The 23,449-nt window shown below is 68.7% G+C and carries 20 protein-coding genes; 16 read left to right on the top strand and 4 right to left on the bottom strand.

Features of this window, described 5'->3' with window-relative positions:
• The first annotated feature begins 100 nt into the window (after nt 1-100).
• A complete protein-coding gene (locus E2F46_RS14170; protein WP_133323204.1) occupies nt 101-1,201 on the top strand; it encodes a Glu/Leu/Phe/Val dehydrogenase dimerization domain-containing protein in 1,101 nt (366 codons plus the stop codon).
• Nucleotides 1,202-1,349: 148 nt separating this feature from the next.
• A complete protein-coding gene (locus E2F46_RS14165; protein ID WP_133323202.1) occupies nt 1,350-2,507 on the top strand; it encodes an isovaleryl-CoA dehydrogenase in 1,158 nt (385 codons plus the stop codon).
• Nucleotides 2,508-2,684: 177 nt separating this feature from the next.
• Here E2F46_RS14165 and E2F46_RS14160 read toward each other — a convergent pair whose 3' ends face one another.
• The gene (locus tag E2F46_RS14160; protein ID WP_133323200.1) at nt 2,685-5,519 is read right to left on the bottom strand and encodes an autotransporter serine protease; all 2,835 of its coding nucleotides are present in this window, start codon (nt 5,517-5,519) and stop codon (nt 2,685-2,687) included.
• Nucleotides 5,520-5,714: 195 nt separating this feature from the next.
• Between E2F46_RS14160 and E2F46_RS14155 the strand changes: the two genes are divergently transcribed.
• The 14 genes from E2F46_RS14155 (at nt 5,715) to E2F46_RS14090 (ending at nt 19,434) form a co-directional block, all read left to right on the top strand.
• Nucleotides 5,715-6,890 (top strand): thiolase family protein, encoded by a 1,176-nt coding sequence (locus E2F46_RS14155; protein ID WP_133323198.1) that lies wholly within the window; start codon nt 5,715-5,717, stop codon nt 6,888-6,890.
• A gap of 124 nt (nt 6,891-7,014) precedes the next feature.
• Nucleotides 7,015-7,347 (top strand): hypothetical protein, encoded by a 333-nt coding sequence (locus tag E2F46_RS14150; protein WP_133323196.1) that lies wholly within the window; start codon nt 7,015-7,017, stop codon nt 7,345-7,347.
• 119 nt (nt 7,348-7,466) lie between these two features.
• Nucleotides 7,467-7,808, top strand: coding sequence for a hypothetical protein (locus E2F46_RS17805; RefSeq protein WP_133323194.1), 342 nt, complete (start codon nt 7,467-7,469; stop codon nt 7,806-7,808).
• Between the two features lie 130 nt (nt 7,809-7,938).
• A complete protein-coding gene (locus tag E2F46_RS14140) occupies nt 7,939-9,546 on the top strand; it encodes a carboxyl transferase domain-containing protein (protein WP_133323192.1) in 1,608 nt (535 codons plus the stop codon).
• A gap of 184 nt (nt 9,547-9,730) precedes the next feature.
• Nucleotides 9,731-10,243 carry a bactofilin family protein gene (locus E2F46_RS14135; RefSeq protein WP_133323190.1) on the top strand — a complete coding sequence of 171 codons (513 nt, stop codon included), beginning with the start codon at nt 9,731-9,733 and terminating at the stop codon, nt 10,241-10,243.
• Between the two features lie 5 nt (nt 10,244-10,248).
• A complete protein-coding gene (locus E2F46_RS14130) occupies nt 10,249-10,620 on the top strand; it encodes a hypothetical protein (protein WP_133323188.1) in 372 nt (123 codons plus the stop codon).
• An 81-nt stretch (nt 10,621-10,701) separates the two neighbouring features.
• Nucleotides 10,702-11,490 carry an enoyl-CoA hydratase-related protein gene (locus tag E2F46_RS14125; RefSeq protein WP_133323186.1) on the top strand — a complete coding sequence of 263 codons (789 nt, stop codon included), beginning with the start codon at nt 10,702-10,704 and terminating at the stop codon, nt 11,488-11,490.
• 4 nt (nt 11,491-11,494) lie between these two features.
• A complete protein-coding gene (locus tag E2F46_RS14120) occupies nt 11,495-13,495 on the top strand; it encodes an acetyl/propionyl/methylcrotonyl-CoA carboxylase subunit alpha (protein WP_133323184.1) in 2,001 nt (666 codons plus the stop codon).
• 11 nt (nt 13,496-13,506) lie between these two features.
• Nucleotides 13,507-13,971: a GNAT family N-acetyltransferase gene (locus tag E2F46_RS14115; protein ID WP_133323182.1), complete on the top strand. Its 465-nt coding sequence runs from the start codon at nt 13,507-13,509 to the stop codon at nt 13,969-13,971.
• Entirely contained in the window at nt 13,968-14,873 is a 906-nt protein-coding gene (locus E2F46_RS14110; RefSeq protein WP_133323180.1) for a hydroxymethylglutaryl-CoA lyase, read from the top strand. The genes E2F46_RS14115 and E2F46_RS14110 overlap by 4 nt, the downstream gene beginning before the upstream one ends.
• 46 nt (nt 14,874-14,919) lie before the next feature.
• Nucleotides 14,920-17,454 carry a sensor domain-containing protein gene (locus E2F46_RS14105; RefSeq protein ID WP_133323178.1) on the top strand — a complete coding sequence of 845 codons (2,535 nt, stop codon included), beginning with the start codon at nt 14,920-14,922 and terminating at the stop codon, nt 17,452-17,454.
• 89 nt (nt 17,455-17,543) lie between these two features.
• Complete coding sequence (locus E2F46_RS14100) at nt 17,544-18,314, top strand: SDR family NAD(P)-dependent oxidoreductase (protein WP_133323176.1); 771 nt, start codon at nt 17,544-17,546, stop codon at nt 18,312-18,314.
• A gap of 81 nt (nt 18,315-18,395) precedes the next feature.
• Nucleotides 18,396-18,962 (top strand): elongation factor P-like protein YeiP, encoded by a 567-nt coding sequence (yeiP, locus tag E2F46_RS14095; protein ID WP_133323174.1) that lies wholly within the window; start codon nt 18,396-18,398, stop codon nt 18,960-18,962.
• Nucleotides 18,963-18,978: 16 nt separating this feature from the next.
• Nucleotides 18,979-19,434 (top strand): GNAT family N-acetyltransferase, encoded by a 456-nt coding sequence (locus E2F46_RS14090; RefSeq protein WP_133323172.1) that lies wholly within the window; start codon nt 18,979-18,981, stop codon nt 19,432-19,434.
• Between the two features lie 17 nt (nt 19,435-19,451).
• On the opposite strand, the gene E2F46_RS14085 is transcribed toward E2F46_RS14090, so the two are convergent.
• The 3 genes from E2F46_RS14085 to E2F46_RS14075 form a co-directional block, all read right to left on the bottom strand.
• The gene (locus tag E2F46_RS14085) at nt 19,452-21,272 is read right to left on the bottom strand and encodes a DUF7844 domain-containing protein (protein ID WP_133323170.1); all 1,821 of its coding nucleotides are present in this window, start codon (nt 21,270-21,272) and stop codon (nt 19,452-19,454) included.
• Between the two features lie 12 nt (nt 21,273-21,284).
• Nucleotides 21,285-21,557 (bottom strand): DUF2388 domain-containing protein, encoded by a 273-nt coding sequence (locus E2F46_RS14080; protein WP_133323224.1) that lies wholly within the window; start codon nt 21,555-21,557, stop codon nt 21,285-21,287.
• 124 nt (nt 21,558-21,681) lie between these two features.
• Nucleotides 21,682-23,070, bottom strand: a complete 1,389-nt coding sequence (locus tag E2F46_RS14075; protein ID WP_133323168.1) for an FAD-binding oxidoreductase — start codon at nt 23,068-23,070, stop codon at nt 21,682-21,684.
• Nucleotides 23,071-23,449: the final 379 nt, after the last annotated feature.

The raw sequence follows: 23,449 nt of genomic DNA, 5'->3' as shown, positions 1-23,449 counted from the left end.
AGGCAAGGCGTCATCGGCATCGCGGGCCGAATCGCGGCCCATTCATCTTTACCTGATCCCCCAGGCCCGTCCGCGTGACGATGCCGGGACGGAGCCCACCATGATCTTCGAACACCTCGACACCTACGGCCACGAGCAGGTCGTGTTCTGCCACAACAAGGACGTGGGCCTGAAGGCGATCATCGCCATCCACAACACCGTGCTGGGCCCCGCGCTGGGCGGCACGCGCATGTGGCCGTACAAGACCGAGCAGGACGCGCTGAACGACGTGCTGCGCCTGTCGCGCGGCATGACCTACAAGAACGCGGTGGCCGGCCTGAACATCGGCGGCGGCAAGGCGGTGATCATCGGCGATCCGGCCAAGGACAAGTCCGAAGGCCTGTTCCGCGCGTTCGGCCAGTTCGTCGAATCGCTGGGCGGCCGCTACATCACCGCCGAGGACGTGGGCATCGACGTCAACGACATGGAATTCGTGTACCGCGAGACCGAATACGTGACCGGCGTGCACCAGGTGCATGGCGGCTCGGGCGACCCGTCGCCGTTCACCGCCTACGGCACGATGCAGGGCCTGCTGGCCACGCTGAACAAGAAGTACGGCAACGAGGAAGTGGGCAACTACAGCTATGCCGTGCAGGGACTGGGCCACGTGGGCATGGAGTTCGTGAAGCTGCTGAAGGAACGCGGCGCGAAGATCTTCGTCACCGACATCAACCAGGCGCTGGTGGACCGCGCGGTGGACGAGTTCGGCGCCGAGGCCGTGGGCCTGGACGAGATCTACGACGTCAACGCCGACGTGTACTCGCCCTGCGCGCTGGGTGGCACCGTCAACGAGGACACCCTGCCCCGCCTGAAGGCGAAGGTGATCTGCGGCGCGGCCAACAACCAGCTGGCCAACAACGCCATCGGCGACGAACTCACCAAGCGCGGCATCGTCTATGCGCCGGACTACGCGGTGAACGCGGGCGGCGTGATGAACGTGTCGCTGGAAATCGACGGCTACAACCGCGAGCGCGCGATGCGGATGATGCGCACGATCTACCACAACCTGACGCGCATCTTCGAGATCGCCGACCGCGACGGCATCCCGACCTACAAGGCGGCCGACCGCCTGGCCGAGGAGCGCATCGAGGTGATCGGCAAGCTGAAGCTGCCGATGGGCCGCGGCACGCCGCGCTTCCAGGGGCGCGTGCGCGGGCATTGATCCGGGCGTAACCCGGATCAATCCCGAAGTTTGCTGTGCAAACCCAGGGCCCCGCTGGTTGCTTTTGCAAAACCCCTGCCGCTGTCGCGGCGCCCCCCCTTTACCAAAGGGGGGCTCTGGAACCTGATCCCAATATAGGCTGACCGATATGCGTAGTTTCCCGCTGGGTGAAGAGCTCGACGCACTGCGCGACGCCGTGCGCCGCTTCGCGGAAGCCGAGATCGCACCGCGCGCGGCGAAGATCGACGAGGACAACACGTTCCCGCAGGAGCTGTGGCCCAAGCTGGGCGAGCTGGGCCTGCTGGGCATGACCGTGCCCGGCGAGTTCGGCGGCAGCGAGATGGGCTACCTGGCGCACCTGGTGGCGATGGAGGAAATCTCCCGCGCGTCCGGTTCTGTCGGCCTGTCCTACGGCGCGCATTCCAACCTGTGCGTGTCCAACCTCTACGCCAACGGCAACCAGGCGCAGCGCGAGCAGTACCTGCCCAGGCTGTGCAGCGGCGAATGGAAGGGCGCGCTGGCGATGAGCGAGCCGGGCGCCGGGTCCGACGTGGTCGGTTCGATGGGCTGCCGCGCCGAACTCAAGGGCGACGCCTGGATCGCCAACGGCAACAAGATGTGGATCACCAACGGCCCCGAGGCCGACGTGCTGGTGGTCTACATGCGCACCGCCAGCCGCGAGCTGGGCAGCAAGTGCATGACCGCCTTCATCGTCGAGAAGGGCATGAAGGGCTTTTCCACCGCGCAGAAGCTGGACAAGCTGGGCATGCGCGGCAGCAACACCTGCGAACTGGTGTTCAAGGACTGCGAGATTCCCAATGCCAACGTGCTGGGCGAAGTGAACAACGGGGTGAAGGTGCTGATGAGCGGCCTGAACACCGAGCGCCTGGTGTTGAGCGGCGGCCCCATCGGCCTGATGCAGGCCGCGCTGGACATCGCCCTGCCCTACGTGCGCGAACGCCGCCAGTTCGGCCAGGCCATCGGCAGCTTCGGCATCATGCAGGCCAAGATCGCCGACATGTACACCGCGCTGCAGTCGTCACGCGCCTTCGCCTACCAGGTGGCACGCGACTACGACGCCGGCCACAAGTCGCGCATCGATGCCGCCAGCTGCCTGCTGCATGCGTCCGAAGCGGCGGTGCAGGTGGCGCTGGAAGCGATCCAGGCGCTTGGCGGCAACGGCTACATCAACGAGTTCGACACTGGCCGCATCCTGCGCGACGCCAAGCTCTATGCCATCGGTGCCGGTACGAATGAAATCCGCCGCATGCTGATCGGCCGCGAGTTGTTCAACGGCAATCACTGAGACCGGCAGCGAAGGGGAGAGCCGGCCCTCCGCCCGTGCCGCCAGCGTGGCGCAAAATCCCCGGGGAACTCCGTTGTGATTGCGGCATCCCTGTCGCCTGGACCGTCATCCCGGCGTTCGCCGGGAGGACGAGGTTCGAATTGCCGCCGGATAGCGGCGCGACTGGGTTCGCGCGCCTCAAAATCCGTACGCGTACCGGAACGACGCCATTCGTTCGTCACCACGCGGCCCGAAGCGCTGGTCGAAACCGAACGACAACGCGGCATTGCGTGACACGCGCGTCCCGAAGCCCACGCCGAACAGGCCGCCGGAACGCGCGGCATCGGCCAGCGGCAGCGGCGACCAGCTGTCGATGCCGACGAAGCTGGCCGGCACGTCGAAGCCGCTGGCATCGAGTACCTGCTGCCACTCGCCGTAGGCGCGCCAGGTGGCACCACGCCAGTCGCGTTCGGCGCGGACGCCCGCGATCGCCTGCAGGCGCGACATCCGCGCCGCGCCGGCGTGCAGCGCGAATCCGCTGTCGCCGAGTTCGCGGAAACCATCGCTGTCCAGCTGGGTGTAGTCGCTGCCGACATAGCCGGTCAGCAACGCATCGCCGAAGCGGTGCTGGCGGCCGCCTTCGAGGCCGAGCGTCACGTAATCCCCGGAATAGCGACTCGACACACCCCGGCGCCCATCGCCATCGAACAGGCTGCGCTCGATGCTGCGGTCGAAGCGGCCGAAGCCGAACTGCGCCATCGCATAGCCGCCATCGAACAGCCGGCCGCCGTAGAACTGGCCATGCGCCTGGCGATCGCGGCTGCGGTCGCGGTTGCCGCCCACGCGGTCGTCGGCGCGGGTTTCGCCGAAGGCAAACCCGGCCACCGCATTGGCGCCAAGTTTCTGGTCGCGACCCACCAGCCAGCCATCGAGCGCGAAGTCGCCGCCGCCGATCCCGGTATCGCCACCGCGGCCCAGCGCGCGCTTCCACACCTGCGCACCGTCGGCACGCGCATCGAAGGCATCGAAGCGCGACGACAGCGCGCGACGCCCCATGTCGATGGCGTCGAAGGTCAGCGTGGTGGCCAGCGCATGCGACTCGCCCGACAGGCTGTCGAGCGCGGCGATGGCCTGGCGTTCGTCGCCGATGGACTGGAACTCGCCGGCGAGGTGCCGCATGCCGTCGGCGCCGGCACGACCTGCATCGATGGAACGGAAAACTTCCTCCACGCGCTGCGCCGACGAGATGCTGGCCGGCGTTGCCGCCGCCATGGCCTTGGCTGCCGCGGCAACGTCGAGCCGGGTGATGTCCAGCCACGCGTCGGTGGCGTCGTATCCCAACGTGGCCTGCAGGAACAGGTTGTTCGCCCAGGTCAGTTGCGAGAACTGCCCGGTCAGCCCGCCCTGCCCGCGCAATACGGTTTCCCGGGCCTGCGACACGTAGCCGGGCTTGACGCCGTTGATATGCAGCGTGCCGCCGTCGAGAGTGACGGTGCCCGTCGCCGCCAGGTAGTGGCCGACCAGCATCGACAGGGTGCCGCCACTGCGCTGGTGGTAATTGCCGTAGGTGAAGGTGGCCTGTGGCGCTGCCGGGTTGCTGTTGAGGGCACGCACGTCCAGCCGCCCGGCGTTGTCCACGTTGCCGACCAGTGCCTGGCCCGTGCGCAGCGTGCCAGCCGCCGCGATGGTGGCGTTGCCCTGCACGATGTTGTTGGCTTCGACCGTCCCGCCCTCGACCCGGATACCGCCGGTGTTCTGCGTCATGGCGTCAAGCACCAGCGTTCCCGTGCCACGCTTGACCAGGGTGCCGTCACCGCGCAACACGTTGCCCCAGGTCGAGGTGATGCCATTGAAGTTCGCGACGAAGTCGCCCCACTCCAGGCGCGACGGGCCGCGGACCGCCGCTGCGATGTTCAACGCGCCATGCCCGAATACCGGGTCGACACCCGGCGCACCGATATCCGTGGCAGTACCCAGCAGCGTCTGCCGCACGTTGTCGTTGGTGAAGTACGGGAACGCCTCCCACACCAATGCCGCCGCACCGGAAACGATGGGGGCCGAGAACGACGTGCCACGCCACTGGAAATACTCCGGCGCATTGGGCGCATTGTTGGTGCCTGTGGTGATCACCGTGCCCGGCGCCGCCAGGCAGTAGTGCATCGCCACGCCGCAGGCATTCGAATAGCTGGCCAGTTGCCGTGAATCCGTGCCGTCCAGCGCGGCGACCGCCAGCCAGCCACGTTCAAGGTCTGCCGCTGGCGTGGTGCCGTTGGGACCCGGCTGGCTGGGCAGCGCCGCGGTATCGGAAGGATTGGCGAAGCCGGAATTGCCCGCCGAGAACACCACCAGTCCGCCGTGGTTGACGATGAAGGGGCGGTACTCGGCGGCGACTTGCGCCGTGACGTTGGCGTTGGTCCAGTACAGTCCGCCCCAGGAGTTGTTCATGATCCGCACGTTGCGGTTCATCAGGTCCTGGTGGATGGAGGCGACGCCCAGCGGGCCGTTGAGCTGGTTGCCCTGGCCGCTGCCGTCGTCGGAGGGCGGCCGGTCGCTGATGATCCGCGCCGAGACGATCTCGGCACCCGGGGCAATGCCCCCCGGCCACTGGCCGAATGGCCGGCCCGCCGCGATCTGCGCGACCGCCGTGCCGTGTCCGGACACGTCATCGACGGTGAGGTTGTTGGTATTCGGGTTGATGTAGTTGAGGTTGGCGACCACCCGTCCGGCCAGCGCGGGATGGTTGCGGTTGACGCCGCTGTCGAGGAAACCGATGCGCACGCCCGCACCGGTGAGTCCGGCGGCGTGGGCTTGGTCCGCACCGGTCCAGGCCAGGTGGTTGGAAAACGCGGGATTGGGGGCCTCGACCACCGGCGGGGTCGGCGGAGGAGTCGGCGGAGGCCCGGCCGGCGGCGGATCGACGCGCGTCGTGCCTCCCCCACCTCCACCGCAGGCTGCCAGCACAGCCAGCAACGCCACCGCCGGCAACGTGCGACGAGCCGTCGCAAAGAGACTTCTGGACCTTGGTGTCCGCATGGTGCGCTCCCTGAACTCTATCCGTCCGCGGTAGCGTGTCTTCCGCGCCACCGCGCCTGCCTGGTGCCCATCTATACCGGCCGAACGGCACCACTGCCAACCGCCGACCTGAACGACCCTGACCCGCGTTTGCCGCTCCGCAGCACGAGCGCGATAATCGAGGGCTCTCCCACCCAACCGTACCGGAGTTTCTCCATGAGCGACATCGTCATCGTCGGCGCAAAGCGCACGGCCATCGGCTCGATGCTGGGCCAGTTCACCGGCGTGCCCACCCCGACGCTGGGCGCGGCCGCCATCCAGGGCACCCTCGAGCAGGCCGGCGTGGCCGCCGACCAGGTCGACGAAGTCATCATGGGTTGCGTGCTGCCGGCCGGCCTGGGCCAGGCGCCTGCGCGACAGGCGATGCGCGCCGCGGGCATTCCCGATGCCGCTGGCGCCACCACCATCAACAAGGTCTGCGGCTCGGGCATGAAGGCGATCATGTTCGCGCACGACCTGATCAAGGCCGGTTCGGCCACGGTCGTCGTCGCCGGTGGCATGGAGTCGATGACCAATGCACCGCACGTGCTCAACGGCTCGCGCACCGGTATCCGCTACGGCAGCACCGACTTCCTCGACCACATGGCATGGGACGGCCTGACCAATCCCTACGATGGCAAGGCGATGGGTGTGTTCGGCGATGCCGCCTGCGAGAAATACGGTTTCAGCCGCGAAGACCTCGACGCGTTCTCCACCGAAAGCGCGAAGCGCGCGCAGGCCGCGCAGGCGAGCGGCGCGTTCAAGGACGAGATCGTCCCGGTGGCCGTGAAGGGTCGCAAGGGCGAAGTCGTGGTCGATACCGACGAAGAGCCGGCGAGGATCCCGCTGGACAAGATCCCCACGCTGCGCGCCGCGTTCGGGAAGGAAGGCCGCCTGACTGCCGCCAGTTCGTCGAAGATCTCGGACGGCGCCGCCGCCGCGGTGCTGATGTCCGCCGATGAGGCCGCGAGACGCGGCTTGGCACCGATGGCGCGCATCGTGGCCCACGCCACCCATGCGCAGGCGCCGGAATGGTTCACCACCGCGCCGGTCAATGCGATCGACAACGTGCTCAAGAAGGCCGGCTGGTCGGTGGCCGACGTCGACCTGTTCGAAGTCAACGAAGCCTTCGCCAACGTTGCCATGGCGCCGATGAAGGACTTGGGCATCCCGCACGACAAGCTCAACGTCAACGGCGGCGCACTTGCGCTGGGCCACCCGATCGGTGCCAGCGGCGCGCGCCTGGTGGTCACGCTGCTGCATGCGCTGAAGGCGCGCGGCGGCACCCGGGGGGTGGCCAGCCTGTGCATCGGCGGCGGCGAGGCCACCGCAATAGCCGTTGAAATCGCGTGAAATCGCTTAACTTGCCTTTTACAAAAAATACACCCCAACCCGCTTGACACTAGTCATGGGCTTGTCATCATGTGCCCGGCGCGCAAAAGCGCGTTGCCAAACCTACAGACGAGGAAGATTCAAAATGACGATCAACAAGGCTCTGCTCGCCCTGGCCCTGGGCTTTGCTCTGGCCGCCTGCAGCAACCAGCAGCAGGCCGAGAACGCGGCTGCTGATGCTGCCGACGCCGCCGCTGACGCCGCTGCCGCTGCCGCCGAAGCCGGTGAAATGACCGCTTCGACCGCCGACGCTGCCGCTGCCGACGCCGCTGCCGCTGCCGACGCTGCCGCCGACGCTGCCGCCGACGCCGCTGCCGCCACCACGGACGCTGCCGCCGACGCCGCTTCGGAAGCTGCTTCGACTGCCGCCGACGCCGCCGAGTCGGCTGCCGACGCCGCGGAAGAAGTGCAGCAGTAATCCCGCCTCGACGGGACCGAAAGCCGCCGGTTTACCGGCGGCTTTCTTTTTTGCATGATCCGCCACCGGCGGCGCATTCCGCGACCACCGGCGCCACATCCCACCCTAGGAAAATCGCCATGAATGCCAAGATCCTCGTCCTTGCCGCCGCCACCAGCCTGTTCGCACTGACCGCCTGCGAAAACACCGCCGAAGGCGCCAGGCAGGACACCGCTGAAGCGGCGGCGGCCGCCGAACGTGCCGCCGACGAAGCTGCGGCCGCGACCCGCGAGGCCGCCGACCGCGCTGCCGCCGCGTCCGCCAATGCCGCCGCCGAGACCGAAGCCGCCCTCGACAGCGCTGCCGATTCCGCCGCCGCCACTGCCGCCGAAGTCGGTGCGGCCAGCCGCGAAGCCGCGGCCGATGCCGCCGGTGCCGTCAAGGACGCCGCCGCTGAAGCGGAGGAAGCCGCGCGCAACTGATCCGCGCCGGGCGCAATGCACCATCGAAAGCCCGCTTCGGCGGGCTTTCCCTTTTGCGGGCCACTGCCCACGGACGGAACGCTTCGCGGCAGCGGTATCCTGTGCCGTCGCTTCCACCGGTTTGCCACGCATGACGGCCATCGTTTCGCAGCTCGATCCACGCTCGCAGGACTTCATCGACAACGCCGCCTACCACCGCGCGCTGGTGGAGGAACTGGACCGTCGCCTCGCACGCGCCGCCGACGGCGGCGGCGAAAAGGCACGCGACAAGCACACCGAGCGCGGCAAGCTGCTGGCGCGCGACCGCATTGCCGCCCTGCTCGACCCGGGCTCGCCCTTCCTCGAGCTCGCCCCCCTGGCCGCGGAAGACATGTACGAAGGCGCCGCGCCGGCCGCCGGCATGGTCTGCGGCATCGGCCGCGTGATGGGCAACGAAGTGGTGGTCGTTGCCAACGACGCCACGGTCAAGGGCGGCACCTATTTCCCGATGACGGTGAAGAAGCACCTGCGTGCGCAGGAAGTGGCGCGCGAGAACCGGCTGCCGTGCATCTACCTGGTCGATTCCGGCGGCGCCTTCCTGCCACTGCAGGACGAGGTGTTCCCCGACAAGGAGCATTTCGGCCGCATCTTCTACAACCAGGCGCGGCTGAGCGCGGAGAACATCCCGCAGATCGCCGTGGTGATGGGCAGTTGCACAGCAGGTGGTGCCTACGTACCGGCGATGTGCGACGAGTCGGTGATCGTCAAGGAACAGGGCACGATCTTCCTCGGCGGGCCGCCGCTGGTGAAAGCGGCGACCGGCGAAGTGGTGGATGCCGAAGCATTGGGTGGCGCCGACGTGCATACGTCCGTCTCGGGCGTGGCCGACCATTTCGCCGAGGACGACCGCCATGCGCTGGAAATCGCGCGCGGCATCGTCGGCAACCTCAATCGTCGCAAGGTGCTGCCGGTCGCGGTGCGCGAGGCGCGCGAGCCGCTGTACGCCGCCGACGAGCTGTACGGCATCGTGCCGAAGGACACGCGGCGCCCGTTCGATATCCGCGAAGTCATCGCGCGCATCACCGACGGCAGCGAGCTGGACGAATTCAAGGCGCGCTACGGCAAGACGCTGGTCACCGGTTTCGCGCACCTGCATGGCTACCCGGTGGGCATCGTCGCCAACAACGGCATCCTGTTCGGCGAGAGCGCGCTCAAGGGCGCGCACTTCATCGAACTGTGCAACCAGCGCGGCATCCCGCTGGTGTTCCTGCAGAACATCACCGGCTTCATGGTCGGCCGCAAGTACGAGAACGCGGGCATCGCCAAGGATGGCGCGAAGATGGTCACGGCCGTCGCCTGTTCCAGCGTGCCCAAGTTCACCGTGGTGATCGGCGGCAGCTTCGGCGCGGGCAACTACGCCATGTGTGGCCGGGCCTATGGCGCGCGCTTCCTGTGGATGTGGCCCAACGCGCGGATCAGCGTGATGGGCGGCGAGCAGGCCGCCAGCGTGCTGGCCACCGTGCGCCGAGATGGCCTGGAAGCGCGCGGCGGCCAGTGGACCAGCCACGACGAGGAAGTGTTCAAGTCGCCGATCCGCGCCCAGTACGAGCACCAGGGCAGCCCCTGGTACGCCACCGCGCGGCTGTGGGACGACGGGATCATCGATCCAGCCGACACCCGCCGCGTACTGGGCCTGGGCATCTCCGCCTCGCTCAATGCGCCGATCGAGCCGGCCCGCTTCGGGGTCTTCCGGATGTGACCCGCGCGGGCGCGGCGCACTGACGCACTACACGCAGAGTGTCGCGCAAGTCCTTGCCGGATCGCGGATTCGGTGAGGCGCGTCACAGCGGAACTGCAGCCGGCCCATGCTAGTCTCGGCGTTCCACCCGGCTGCCCTGCCGGGTGCCTGTCCCGATCGCCCGATCCGCAAGGAACCCTGCGCCATGTCCATTTTCGACAAGACTTCCGCCGCCAAGAAGGACGCCCCCTCCTTCGCCGATACCCCCGCTCCGCCGGCCGCCGTGCGCGAGCCCCCGGCAGCCGCCGATTTCAACCCCGTCCAGGCCACGCCGCAGCGTCCGGCCCCGGCGGCCAGCCAGCCCGAGGGCAAGGAGTCGCTGATTGCGGCCGACCTGACCATCGAAGGCAAGATCGAAGGCAGCGGCCACGTCCGCATCGCCGGCAAGTTCAAGGGCGACGTCAACGTGCAGGGCAACCTGCGCATCGAGAACGGCGCCAAGCTCAACGGTGGCGTCAAGGCCAAGCAGGTCGTGGTGGCCGGCGAGCTGGAAGGCAACATCGATTCCGCCGCGCGGGTCGAACTGCTCGACTCCGCCGTGCTGGTGGGCGACGTCAAGACCGGCACGCTGATCGTCAACGCGGGTTCCAAGATCCGTGGCCACGTCGAGTGCGGCTGGGACAGCAAGGATTCCGGCAAGTCCGCCAGCAACGACTGAGCGCGATGAGCGCACCCCGCCCCGGTGCGGCAGGCGCCACGCGCGCCTGCCCGCACTGCAAGACCACCATCCTCGAGAGCGCGAGCATCTGTCCGGCGTGCAAGCACTACCTGCGCTTCGATGACAGCAGGTCCGCCGGTGGCGCCACGTCCACCACCGCGCTGCAGGTCGAAGGCACCATCCGCCACCCGCCGGCAGGCGGGGCCTGGGAGTACTCGGTGGTGCTGGTGGTGCGCGACGACGAAGGCAACGAGATCAACCGCCAGGTCGTCGGCGTGGGCGCGATCCATGCCGACGAGGAACGCAGCTTCCAGCTGTCGGTGGAAGTCACCCCCACCAGCGACACCCGCAAGCCGGCCAGGCGCACGCGGCACTAGTCGGCCCGGTTGCCGGTTCGCCGGCAAACCGGCGCGGCGCGGCCTGCCGCTATCATGGCGCCAAGCCAGACGGGGTCCGCCATGCCACGATCATTGTCCCGCCACGCCGACGGAGGCGTCCTGCGCCTGCGCATGGCGCGGCCCGGGTTGCACAACGCCTTCGACGCGGCGCTGATCGCGGAGCTGACCGAAGCACTCGGCCAGGCCGCGGCGGACCCGTCCGTGCGCGTGGTGGTCCTGGAAGGCGAAGGCGCGTCGTTCTCGGCTGGCGCCGACCTCAACTGGATGCGCGGCATGGCCGCCGCCGGCGAGCAGGAGAACCGCGAGGATGCCCTCGCCCTCGCGCGGCTGATGCGCACGCTGGATGAATTGCCGAAGCCGACCGTCGCCCGCGTGCACGGCGCGGCGTTCGGCGGCGGTGTCGGCCTGGTGGCCTGCTGCGACATCGCCATCGGCGTGCCCGGGGCGAAGTTCGGCCTGACCGAAAGCAAGCTGGGCCTGCTGCCGGCGGTGATCTCGCCCTACGTCATCGCCGCGATCGGCGCACGCCATGCACGCCGTTACTTCGCCACCGCCGAGATCTTCGATGCGGCGCAGGCGCATCGCATCGGCCTGCTGCACGAAATGGTGGAGGCCGATGCACTCGACGACGCCGTGGACCGGCAGGTCGCGCTGCTGCTCAAGGCCGGTCCGGTCGCCAGCGCCACGGCCAAGGCACTGGTCCGCGATGTCGCATGGCGGCTCGACCGCGATGCGCTCGATGGCGCCAATGCCGCGTTGATCGCCAGGCTGCGCGTTTCTCCCGAAGGGCAGGAAGGGCTGACGGCCTTCCTCGACAAGCGCCCTCCCCTCTGGATATCGAAGGACTGACGCCTTGTTCAACAAGATCCTCATCGCCAACCGTGGCGAAATCGCCTGTCGCGTCATCCGCACCGCGCGACGGCTGGGCATCCGTACCGTCGCGGTGTATTCCGACGCCGATGCCGATGCGCAGCACGTGCGCCTGGCCGACGAAGCCTGGCACATCGGCGGGCCGCAACCGGCCGACAGCTACCTGCGCGCCGATGCGATCCTCCAGGTCGCGAAGCAATCCGGTGCGCAGGCGATCCATCCGGGCTACGGCTTCCTCAGCGAGAACGCCGACTTCGCCGACGCGGTGGAAGCCGCCGGGCTGGTCTTCATCGGCCCCAAGGCTGCGTCGATGCGCAAGATGGGCAGCAAGGCCGGTGCCAAGGAGCTGATGCAGGCGGCAGGCGTGCCGGTGGTGCCGGGCTACACCGGCGAGGACCAGTCGCCGAACACGCTCTCGCGCGAGGCGGCGCGCATCGGCTTCCCGCTGATGATCAAGGCCGCGCACGGCGGTGGCGGCAAGGGGATGCGCGTCGTGCGTTCGCTGGACGCGTTCATCCCCAGCCTCGAAAGCTGCCAGCGCGAGGCCAAGAGCGCCTTTGGCCGCGACCGCGTGTTGCTGGAGCGCTACATCGAATCGCCACGCCACATCGAGATCCAAGTGTTCGCAGACGCGCACGGCGGCACGATCCACCTCAACGAACGCGAGTGCTCCGCGCAGCGTCGCTACCAGAAGGTGTTCGAGGAATCGCCCTCGCCCTTCCTCACGCCGGAACTGCGCCAGGCAATGGGCGACGCCGCAGTGCTGGCCGCGCGCGCCATCGACTACCAGAATGCCGGCACCGTGGAGTTCATCGTCGATCCGGCCGGACACTTCTTCTTCATGGAGATCAACACGCGCCTGCAGGTGGAGCATCCGGTCACCGAAATGACCACCGGGCTGGACCTTGTCGAATGGCAGCTGCGCGTCGCCGCCGGCGAGCCCTTACCGCTCGTGCAGGCGGACGTCCCACGCCAGGGCCACGCCATCGAAGTACGGCTGTATGCGGAGGATCCGGAGGCCGGGTTCCTGCCCGGCTCCGGCACACTGGAGCGGCTGGAGTTGCCGGAACCGTCGGCGCACGTCCGCATCGACTCGGGCGTGGTGGAAGGCGACACCGTCACCATCTTCTACGACCCGATGATCGCCAAGCTGATCGTCTGGGACCTCGATCGCCCGCGTGCGCTCGCCCGCCTGCGCGAGGCGCTGGCGCAGTGCGTGATCGACGGGCCGAAATCGAACGTCGCGTTCCTCGAACGCCTGTTGCGGCATTCCTCGATCGTGGATGCCAGCATCGACACCGGCTACCTCGACCGCCACCTCGACGAATTCATGCCGTCCGCGTCGGACGATGACGACGATGCCATCGCCGCGGCGGCCGTGGCGCTGCTGTCCGCGCAGGAAGACGCACAGCGCGCCCAGGCCGCCCGCTCGCCGGACCCCACCTCGCCTTGGGCGATCGCCGACGGCTGGCGACTGGGCCACGCCGGCAACCGACGGCTGGCGCTGCTGCAGGGCGGCGAACGGATCGAGCTGTTGGCACAGGGCAGCGGCGGGCACTACCGCATCGCCCGCGACAGCCGCCTGGTCGAAGTGGCAGGCGTGCGCCTGACCGGACGCTGGCTCTCCGCGCGTTTCAACGGAACGGGACGCCGCTTCCAGGTGTCGTCGCGCGCCTCGGGCATCGACCTGCACGATGGCGAGCGGCGCTGGCGGTTGCTGCAGGTGCCGGTGTACCAGCGCGACGGTGGCGACGATGGCGCCTCCGACCACCGCGTGCGCGCACCGATGCCCGGACGCATCGTCGCCGTACGCGCCAGGCCCGGCGACCGGGTCGACAACGGGCAGGAACTGCTGGTGATGGAAGCGATGAAGATGGAGCTGTCCCTCAAGGCCCCGCGCGACGGCGTGGTGTCCGAGTTCCGCGCGCAGCCCGGTGATTTCGTCGAGGCCGACAGCGTGCTGGCCGTGCTCGAAGACGATTGAGGCATCGCCGGATGGACCTCGCCATCCGCGAAGGGCAGGTCGCCGAGATCGCGCGACTGGAAACCTCCATCCCGGAATTCACACGCCCCAAGACGCTAGACCAGCTCGAACAAAGGCTGCAAGCAGGCCGGGGGGCGCTGATCCTGGTTGCCTGCGACGGCCAACGCCCGGTCGCGTTCAAGGCAGGCTATGCGCTTGCGCAGGACACCTTCTACAGTTGGGTGGGCGCCGTGCTTCCCGGCTACCGGCGCGCCGGCATTGCGCGCAAGCTGCTGCATGGGCAGGAAGACAGGTTGCGGAAGACAGGCCATCGCCGTATCCGCGTGAAGTCCCGCAATGCCTTCCCCGGCATGCTGCGATTGCTGCTGGGCGAGGGCTATCGCATCGTCGCACTGGAGCCTGTACCTTCGGCCGAGGATCCCAAGGTCGTGTTCGAGAAAATTCTCCTTGCCACCCGCCACGAGGCCCTGCGATGAGCCGATCGCCAACCAGCGTCCGCATCGTCGAAGTAGGTCCGCGCGACGGGCTGCAGAACGAGAAGGCCATCATCCCGACGGCGGCGAAGATCGAACTGATCGACCGCCTGTCGCGCACCGGCCTGCGCAGCATCGAAGCCACCAGCTTCGTCAGCCCGAAGTGGGTGCCGCAGCTCGCCGACGCCGCCGAGGTGTTCGCCGGCATCGACAAGCGCGACGGCATCTCCTATCCGGTGCTGGTGCCGAACGAGACCGGCTATGCCCGTGCCCGCGAAGCCGGGGCGCGCGAAGTCGCAGTGTTCACAGCCGCGTCCGAGGCATTCAACCGCCGGAACACCAACGCCGGCATCGACGAATCCCTGCAACGCTTCGCGCCTGTACTCGAGCGCGCCGCGGCCGATGGCGTCAAGGTCCGGGGCTACGTGTCCACGGTCCTCGGCTGCCCCTACCAGGGTGCCGTTCCGCTGGCCGAGGTGGTGCGCGTGGCCAAGGCACTGCACGCAATGGGCTGCTACGAGGTCTCGCTGGGCGACACCATCGGCGTCGGCACGCCGGCGAAGGCGCGCGAGATGCTGCGCGCAGTGGCCACCGAAGTACCGATGCCCGCGCTGGCGGTGCATTTCCACGACACCTGGGGCCAGGCGCTGGCGAACCTGCTGGCCTGCCTGGAAGAAGGCGTGGCCGTGGTGGACGCCGCAGTCTCCGGCGCCGGCGGATGTCCCTACGCGAAGGGTGCGAGTGGTAACGTCGCCAGCGAGGACGTGGTGTACATGCTGCACGGCATGGGGATCCGGACCGGGGTGGACCTGGACCTGCTCGCCGACACCGGTCGCTGGTTGTCGGCCCTGCTGGGCCGGGACACCGGCAGCAAGGCGGGCAAGGCACTGGCCGCGAGCGGCTGAAGGGGCGACACGGGTGAGCAAGGGGCGACTGCCGCAGGAAACCGCGATGCCCCCCGCCAACGACGGGGCGGCGGAGATCGTGTCCGCGCTCGAAGCCGCCTGCCGCGATCTGTCGCTGCCGGCCGCCACCCGAGCCCTGCTGGGGCGTACCCGTGACGCATTGCTGGCCGAGACCGCCGCCGCGGAAACCGCGCGACTGCGCTACCACGCGCTCTTCGACGCGGTGCCCGACCCGGTCAGCATCCTCGATGAGGATGGCATCGTGCTGGACCTCAACAAGGCCGGCATGGCGGCCTACCGGCGCCCGCGCGCCGAGATCATCGGCCAGCCGATCGAGGTACTGAACCCGGACCTGCCCAAGGGCCACCTGAAGCCCGTGTGGGAAACCATCCGTCGTGGCGAAACCTATGTCATCGAAGTCGCCAACATGCGCGCCGACGGAACCCGCTTCCCGGTCGAGGTGCACTCGGCGGGCTTCTCGCACGACGGCCGCGACTGCATCGTCGCGGTCGCACGCGACCTGAGCGCGCGACGCGATGCCGAGCTGCGCTATGGACAGCTTCTTGAGGTTATCGACAAGGGTATCGTCGTGCACAACGCCGACGGCGGACTGGTCCAGGTCAATGCCGCCGCGATGCGCCTGCTGGGTGCCGACGAGAAACAGGATTTCCGCAGCTACCTCCGCTCCGAGGCCTGGAGCATCCTCGACGAAACCGGCCATCGCATCCCGTTCGAGCAGCTGCCGCCGGTGCAAACGCTGCGCACCGGCAAGACCACCGACAGTTGCGTGCTGGGGCTTTACCACAAGCCCGAGCGCCGCCTGCGCTGGCTGTCGGTCAGCACGGTACCCCTGTTCGCGCCGGGCGGACGCACGCCCCGCCAGGTACTCTCGTTGTTCAGCGACATCACCGAACTCAAGCGCGACAGCGCCCTGTTCGACCGCGCGCAGGCCCTTGCGCACATCGGCGGCTGGGAGTGGGAGGTCGATCGCGACGCGCTGTACCTGACCGACGAAGCGCTGCGAATCCTGGGCCAGCAGCAGGTACCGCGAACGATCGAAGAGATGCTGGGCTGCCTGGGCGAATCCTGCCGGCAGCGGCTGCGCGATGCCGTGCAGCACACCGTGAGCCAACGCGCGCCCCTGGACATCGAGGTACAGGGCATGCGCGCGGATGGTCGCGTGTTCTGGGTGCGCATCATCGGTGGCGCCGAGGTCGGGCAGTCGGAAGCCATCAGCATCACCGGAACGCTGCAGGACATCACCGAACGCAAGCAGGAACAGGAAAGCCTGCGCGTGCGGGCGCGGACCGACCCACTGACCGGATTGCTCAATCGCGATGCCATCCTGGCCGAGATCGGCGCGCGCATGGAGGATTTCACGCTGTCGCGGATCGCCGTGCTGTACATCGACCTCGACCGTTTCAAGATGGTCAACGATGTGCTGGGCCACTCGGCCGGCGACGACCTGCTGATGGAGTCCGCGCAGCGCATCGCCGGCGCGGTCGGCAGTGAAGGGCTGGTCGCCCGCTTCGGCGGAGACGAGTTCCTCGTGGTCTGCGCCACCCAGGACGACGACGCGCGGCCCGAGCGTATTGCCGACGCCATCCTTGAATCCTTCGGCGATGGCTTCCGCTTCGGCAAGGAGGAGTTCGCCATCACCGCCAGCATCGGCATCGCCCGCGCGCCGCGCGATGGCGATCGCCCGCAGGCGCTGATCCACAACGCCGACGCCGCGATGTACGACAGCAAGCGCCGCAACCGCAACGGCTGGCAGGCGTACTCGCCGGAGCTGGCGCAATCGCAGGAAGACAAGCTGCGGATGGAAACGCAGCTGCGGCGCGCCGCCGACAACGACGAGTTCCGCCTCGTGTTCCAGCCACAGGTGGACCTGCGCCATGGCCGCGTCGTCGCCGCCGAGGCGCTGATCCGCTGGCAGAACCACCACTTCGGCGAGATGCGCCCGGATCATTTCATCAGCCACGCCGAGAACACCGGCGACATCGTGCGCATCGGCAGCTGGGTGCTGCGCGAAGCCTGCCGGCAGGCCGCGGCATGGCGCGATGCGGGCCTCGGCATCATGCGGGTGGCGGTGAACGTGTCCTACCGGCAGTTCCTCGGCGACGACCTCGCCGCCACGGTGCGCGGCGTGCTGGAAGAACACGGCCTGCCGGGGGCCGCACTCGAGCTCGAGTTCACCGAACGCGTGCTGATCGAGGACGCGCCGGACACGCTGCAGACCTTCGCCACGCTGCGCGACATGGGCGTGGTGCTGACCATCGACGACTTCGGCGAAGGCTACAGCGCACTGAACTACCTGCGCCGACTGCCGATCCACGGCCTCAAGCTGTCGCAGCTGTTCGTCGAGGGCGTGCCCGGGAACCAGTCCGACGTGGCCGTCTGCCAGGCGGTGGCCGGCATCGCCCGCAGCCTCGGCCTTGGCCTGGTGGCCGAAGGCATCGAATCCGAGGCGCAGCGCCAGTTCATGCTCCAGCTCGGTGTTCCCGTCGGCCAGGGCTTCCTGTTCGCGCCGGGGCTGACGCCCGACGAGTTCGCGCACCGGCTGGCGGCGCAGTCCGGCTGATACGTGCATTGCATCGATGCGCGTCCGCGTCCATCGGCACCTGCGTCCGGTGCGCTAAAATGCCGGGTTTCCGACGCAAGGCACCGCACATGCAAGCCGATTCCCTCCGCGCCATCGTCACCGGCGGCGTCTCCGGCCTCGGGCTGGCCGTGGCCCAGCGCATCGTCGCCGATGGCGGCAAGGTCGCACTGTTCGACGTCAACGACGACAAGGGTGCGAGCGCGGTCGCCGCGCTGGGCGATACCGACGCCCGCTACTTCCGCACCGATGTCACCAGCGAGGACGGCGTAGCGGCGAACGTCGCGGCGGCGAAGGAGTTCCTCGGCGGTTTGAACGCCGTGGTCAACTGCGCCGGCATCCTCGGTGCCGGCCGCGTGCTGGGCCGCGAGGCGCCGATGCCGCTGTCGAACTTCAGCGCCACCGTAATGGTGAACCTGGTGGGCAGCTTCAACGTCGCCAAGGCCGCCGCCGCCCTGATGCAGCACAACGAAGCCGGCGACGACGGCGAGCGCGGCGCGATCGTCAACACCGCCAGCGTGGCGGCCTTTGAGGGCCAGATCGGCCAGGCTGCGTATTCCGCCTCGAAGGGCGGCGTGGTCGGCATGACCCTGCCGATGGCGCGCGAACTCGCCCGCTTCGGCATCCGCGTCAACACCGTCGCACCCGGCATCTTCTGGACGCCGATGGTCGATGGCATGCCCGACGAGGTGCAGAAGTCGCTGTCGGCCTCGATCCCCTTCCCGTCGCGCCTGGGCAAGCCTGAGGAATTCGCCGACCTGGTCGCCTACATCCTCGGCAACCGCTACCTCAATGGCGAGACCATCCGCCTGGATGGCGCGGTGCGGCTGGCGCCGAAGTAAATTCCGCGCAGCACGCCACAGCCAACGCCAGAGCCCCTCACCCCGGCCCTCTCCCGCGCGCGGGAGAGGGGGAGAACCCGAATGAAAGCCTACGACGTCAAGAAAGGAAACGTGGTCGAGCACAACGGTACCGTGTACCAGGTGCGCGACATCGAACGCAGCTCGCCGCAGGGCCGTGGCGGCAACGTGCGCTTCCGCTTCATCATGTACAGCGTGCCCGGCGGCAACAAGCTCGACGCCAGCTTCGATGGCGACGACAGCCTGACCGAGGTGGAGCTGCAGCGGCGTCAGGCCACGTTCTCGTACAAGGACGGCGACGCCTTCGTGTTCCTCGACGACGAGGACTACACGCCCTACACGCTCGACGCCGACGTGGTGGGCGACGACGCCGGCTACATCACCAACGGCCTGGCCGGCAGCTACGTGCAGATCATCGACGAGCAACCGGTGGCACTGCAGTTGCCGCAGCACGTGACGCTGGAAGTGGTGGAGACGCCGCCCGAGCTGAAGGGCGGTACCGCGACCAAGCGCCCGAAACCTGCCACGCTGAACACCGGCATCGAGATCATGGTGCCCGAGTACATCACCACCGGCGAACGCGTGCTGGTGAACACCACCACCGGCGAATTCGGCGGCCGCGCGGATTGAATCCGCGGCCCGACGCATGACCGGCATCGTCTTTCGCACGGGCACGCCCACCGACATCGACACGCTGGTGCCGGTGGTCCGCGACTTCCATGCGGACGAAGGCATCCCGTGGGACGAGGCGTCGCTGCGTACTGCCCTCGCCGACCTGCTGGCCCACCCCCACCACGGACGCCTGCTGCTGGTCGAACGCAACGGTGTGTTCGCTGGCTATCTCGTCATCGGCTTCTGCTTCAGCCTGGAGTTCGGCGGCCGCTTCGGACTGCTCGACGAGCTGTACCTGCTGCCGCAGGCGCGCGGCGGCGGGCTGGGGCGGCGCGCGCTCGAGGAAGCGGCGGACCTCTGCCGCCGCGAAGGCCTGCGCGCCCTGCGGCTGGAAGTGGACAACGACAACACCCGCGCGCAGGGCGTGTACCTGCAGAATGGATATGCCGCCCACCCGCGCCAGCTGATGACGCGCTGGCTCGATCGCTGACGCTTGCCCTGCCTGCGTCAGTGCAGGCGCGACGCACCCGCATCGATGTCACGCGACAGCATGCGCAGGCGATCGCCCAGAATCGCCAGGTTGGTCTCGGCCGCTTCCAGCCTGGCACGCAGCCGGGGCTCGACCAGCGCCCGTGCATCCTCATGCAGCCGGTCCTGCAATGCCCCGAGACGCGCGCCGTCGCGCGCCACGACGTCCGCCAGCAACGCGCGTTCCTGCTCCTGCGGAATGCCATAGCCGGACGGCAGCAGCAGCGCCGGCCGGCCCGCGTAGGCGCCGTCGCCAAGCAGTTCGCGCAAGGCCTGCGCTGCCACGGCGATGTCGCCGTCATCGCCCCGGCCCCGCAGGAAACGCTGCTTCAGGGCTTCGCGGATCGCCGCCTCTTCGCGACGCACCGCGGCCTGTTCCAGCAACAGGAGTGCAGCGGTCGCACGCGTGCCGCCCTGCGCCAGCCATGGGCTGCGCGCCACGGGGTCCATGTCCAGCCACGCAGTGGCCTGCCGCGTGGGCAGATCCAGTTCTGAACCCGCAACGTCCAGCATCGCCTGGAAGTGCGTGCCCTGCGATGCGAAGTAATAGCCCTCGCGCGCGGCTCGCGTCGCATCCCCAAGCGCGGTGGCGTCGGCCACGCCATCCCGCACCAGGCGGCGCAGCAAGCCGTTGGGGGCGATGCTGCGCAGGGGCAGGTTCGACAGGCGCGGCACGCCATCCTGGAGCAGCTTCCACGCCTCGACGGCGCAGTTGTTGGACACGAAGTAATAGCGCCCGTCGTAGCTCCAGTGCACCTGCGCGGCACGCCGCAGCAGCCCATCGATCTCGCCACGCGCCAAGCGCAGCGGCACCGATTGCAGGCCCCGCAGCTCGACCTTGGTGTATTCGTCCACCACCTGCTCCAGCGGCAGCACGAACAGGCGCGATGGGTACGAACCGGTCAGCCCGCGCAGGCTGGACACCTGCACGTCGTCGACGAAGGCGCGGAACGACAGCACCAGGTGGTGGTCGAGGTCGTAGCGGCAGTCCTCGCCCGGCGTTCGCCCGGGCGCGCACACGACCAGCCGCAACATGCCATGGCCCCAACGGCTCATCGGCCGCGCGTTGGCCTCGGCGAAGAGGTAGTGCACTTCCTGCACGCGGGCCGGGTCGAGATCGACCAGGCGCACCACCGCGTCATCCAGCCCTGCGCCAACGAAGGGCAGCCCGGGCGTGCATGACGCAGTGGCCGGCGACCAGCCGAAGTGCGCCGCGAAATACGCGTGCAGCGCCGGTCGTCGGCAGGCGTAATCCGGGTCGAGCAGGAAATGCTCGAAGTTGACGGCGACGAATTCGGCCGGCGAACGCAGTTCGTAGACGTCCGGGCTGCGATCGCTGAAGTCGTTGTGCGCTGCACGCAGGCCGAAGCGAAGCGGCCGCACGGGCCAGCCGGCCAGGTCGAGCAGGCGCGGATTGCGAGAGAGCCCGCCCGCGGCGGAATGGTCGTGTATGTGCGCAAGCTCGTGCAGCAAGGCCGACAGTGCGGGGGACGGGCCCGACACGGGCGCACCATTGCGTAGCCAGTCGTGCAGCAGACGGCGCGGCAGTCCGATGCGCCCGCCACGCGCGCGGCCGTGGACTTCATCCGGAAGATCGTCCCGCCAGCGCAGCGATACCGGGCGACCAAGGCCTTCGATGAAGCCGGGCGGCAGCGACTGCCGTGCCGCATCGACCAGGGTTTGCGTCGCCAGCGCCTCGTCGGGCGCAAGGCCGGTGTCGTCGACCGCGATCCCGGCCGCTGACGCCACACCCGCCAGGCACAGCCATCCGGCGCAGGCCCACGCGCCGAAACGCCTCATCAGCGGCGAACGTCAGCGGGCGAGGATGGCCAACGCAAGCTGCATGTCGCTGGCATCGCGCGCCGCGGCATCGTGTTCGCGCAGGTGGCGCAGCGCCGCTTCCAGGCGCACGCCGCGGATGCGGCCATCGCTGGCGACGAAGCCGGCGGCATCCTCGCGTGCGCGCACCACCACCTTGTCGTTGCCGGATGTGCTGCCCGACGTGGCCGAGGTACCGCCTGCCGAGGTGCCGGCCGAGGTACCGGCGAAACTGCTGGCCTGTGCGACGCATGCGGCCATGGCCATCGCCACGCCAAGGAACGGAATCAGGCAACTGCGGTGGATCATGCGGCGGTCCCATGCGAGGAGTTGAGACAAGCGTAACGGCGCGCGCGCCGCAATGGCTGAATGCCGTCCCCCATGGATCGGATCACGCGTCGAACACCTTGCCCGGATTCAGGATGCCCTTGGGGTCCAGCGCCTGCTTGATGCCGCGCATCGCCGCGATCTCGGCGACGTTGCGGGTCGAGGACAGGTAGGGCTTCTTGACCAGCCCGATGCCGTGCTCGGCGGAAATGCTGCCGCCGTGGCGCTGCAGCGTGGCCGCCAGCAATTCGGTGACGCGGGCGCATTCGGTCATGAATGCGTCCTTGGCCATCGCCTCGGGCTTGACGATGGTGATGTGCAGGTTGCCGTCGCCGATGTGGCCGAACCAGACCACGTCGAACTCCGGGTATTCGCGCTCGAACAGTGCAATCGACTCGGCCAGGAACGCCGGCATCGCCGAGACCCGCACCGAAACGTCGTTCTTGTAACTGGCGAGGTGCGCCATGCTTTCGGTGATGCCTTCGCGCAGCCACCAGATCTGCGCGGCCTGCGCCTCGCTCTGCGCGATCACCCCATCGTCCACCCAGCCCTGCCCCACGCAGTGCTCGAACGCGGACAGCACCGCGACCTCGTCGGCCTCGCCCTGGTCGGCGAACTCGGCCACCACGTAGTACGGGTGCCGCCCGTCCAGCGGCTGCGATGCGCCATGCGCCACCACGTGGTGCAGCGCGCGGTCGGTGAAGAACTCGAACGCTTCCAGCCGCAGGCGCGAACGTAGTTCGGCGAACACCTGCATCAGCGCATCGAACGTGGGCAGGCCAAGCAACATTGTCCGCGTCGGCGGTGGCGGACTGGTCAGGCGCACCGTCACTTCGACCACGACGCCGAGCGTGCCTTCCGAGGCCACCATCAGGTGGCGCAGGTCGTAGCCGCTGGAGTTCTTGACCAGCGCGCGGTTGAGCTCCATCAGCTCGCCGTTGCCGGCGACCACCTTCAGCCCCGCGATCCACTCGCGGGTGTTGCCGTAGCGGATCACGCGGATGCCACCGGCATTGGTGGCGACGTTACCACCGATGCTGCACGAGCCGCGCGAGGCGAAATCCACCGGATACACCAGGCCATGCGCCTTGGCCGCCTCGTGCAGCGCCTGCAGCGGCATGCCGGCCTGCACGGTGAGGGTGCGGTCGGTGGCGTCGAACGCCAGTTCGCGGTTCATCCGCTGCAGGCTGAGCACCAGTTCGCCGTTGGCAGCCACGGCGCCCCCGGACAGGCCGGTGCGGCCGCCGGAGGGCACGATGGCCACACCTTCGTCGTTGGCCCAGCGCACGATGGCCTGCACTTCTTCCACGCTGCCCGGCAGCGCGATCGCCAGCGGCGCCGGCGTCCAGTGCCGGGTCCAGTCGCGGCCGTAGTGCTCCAGGTCGTTGGCGTCGGTCAGCAGGCGCAGGCCCGGCAGTGCGGCGGCCAGGCGTTGCAGGCGGGGGTCGGTCATCTCAAGGCATCGGCATGCGAGGGACCGCAAGCGTGCCAGCCATGCCGTGAAGCGTCCAGCCGCGTTCGGTTTCGCCTGCAACTGCGCGGCGCTGGCGATTTTCTTCTCTCGCTCGGGGAAAGACTGGTCACGCGGTGCCGCAGGTCCGATGCCACCGCAAGTCGCGGCCCGATATCCGCTTGGTTGCGGTGGCATCGGACCTGCGCCAGACAGACCATCGCCCGTTCGGTAGAAGAGCGAACGCTGTCCTTGCCCTGGTTCTTCCGCTGAGTCCGCCACGGAAGTGTGGATGCGCCCGTCGGGGCCACGCCGACCACGCGGATATCGGGCCGCGACTCGGCGTGGCCCCGGCGGGCGCCCCGACATCCCCTGACCAGGG

It is taken from the genome of Luteimonas aestuarii (assembly GCF_004357985.1).
Taxonomy (GTDB): domain Bacteria; phylum Pseudomonadota; class Gammaproteobacteria; order Xanthomonadales; family Xanthomonadaceae; genus Luteimonas; species Luteimonas aestuarii.
The sequence above is the reverse complement of the archived record's forward strand: the minus strand, read 5'-3'. Positions and strand labels throughout refer to the sequence as shown.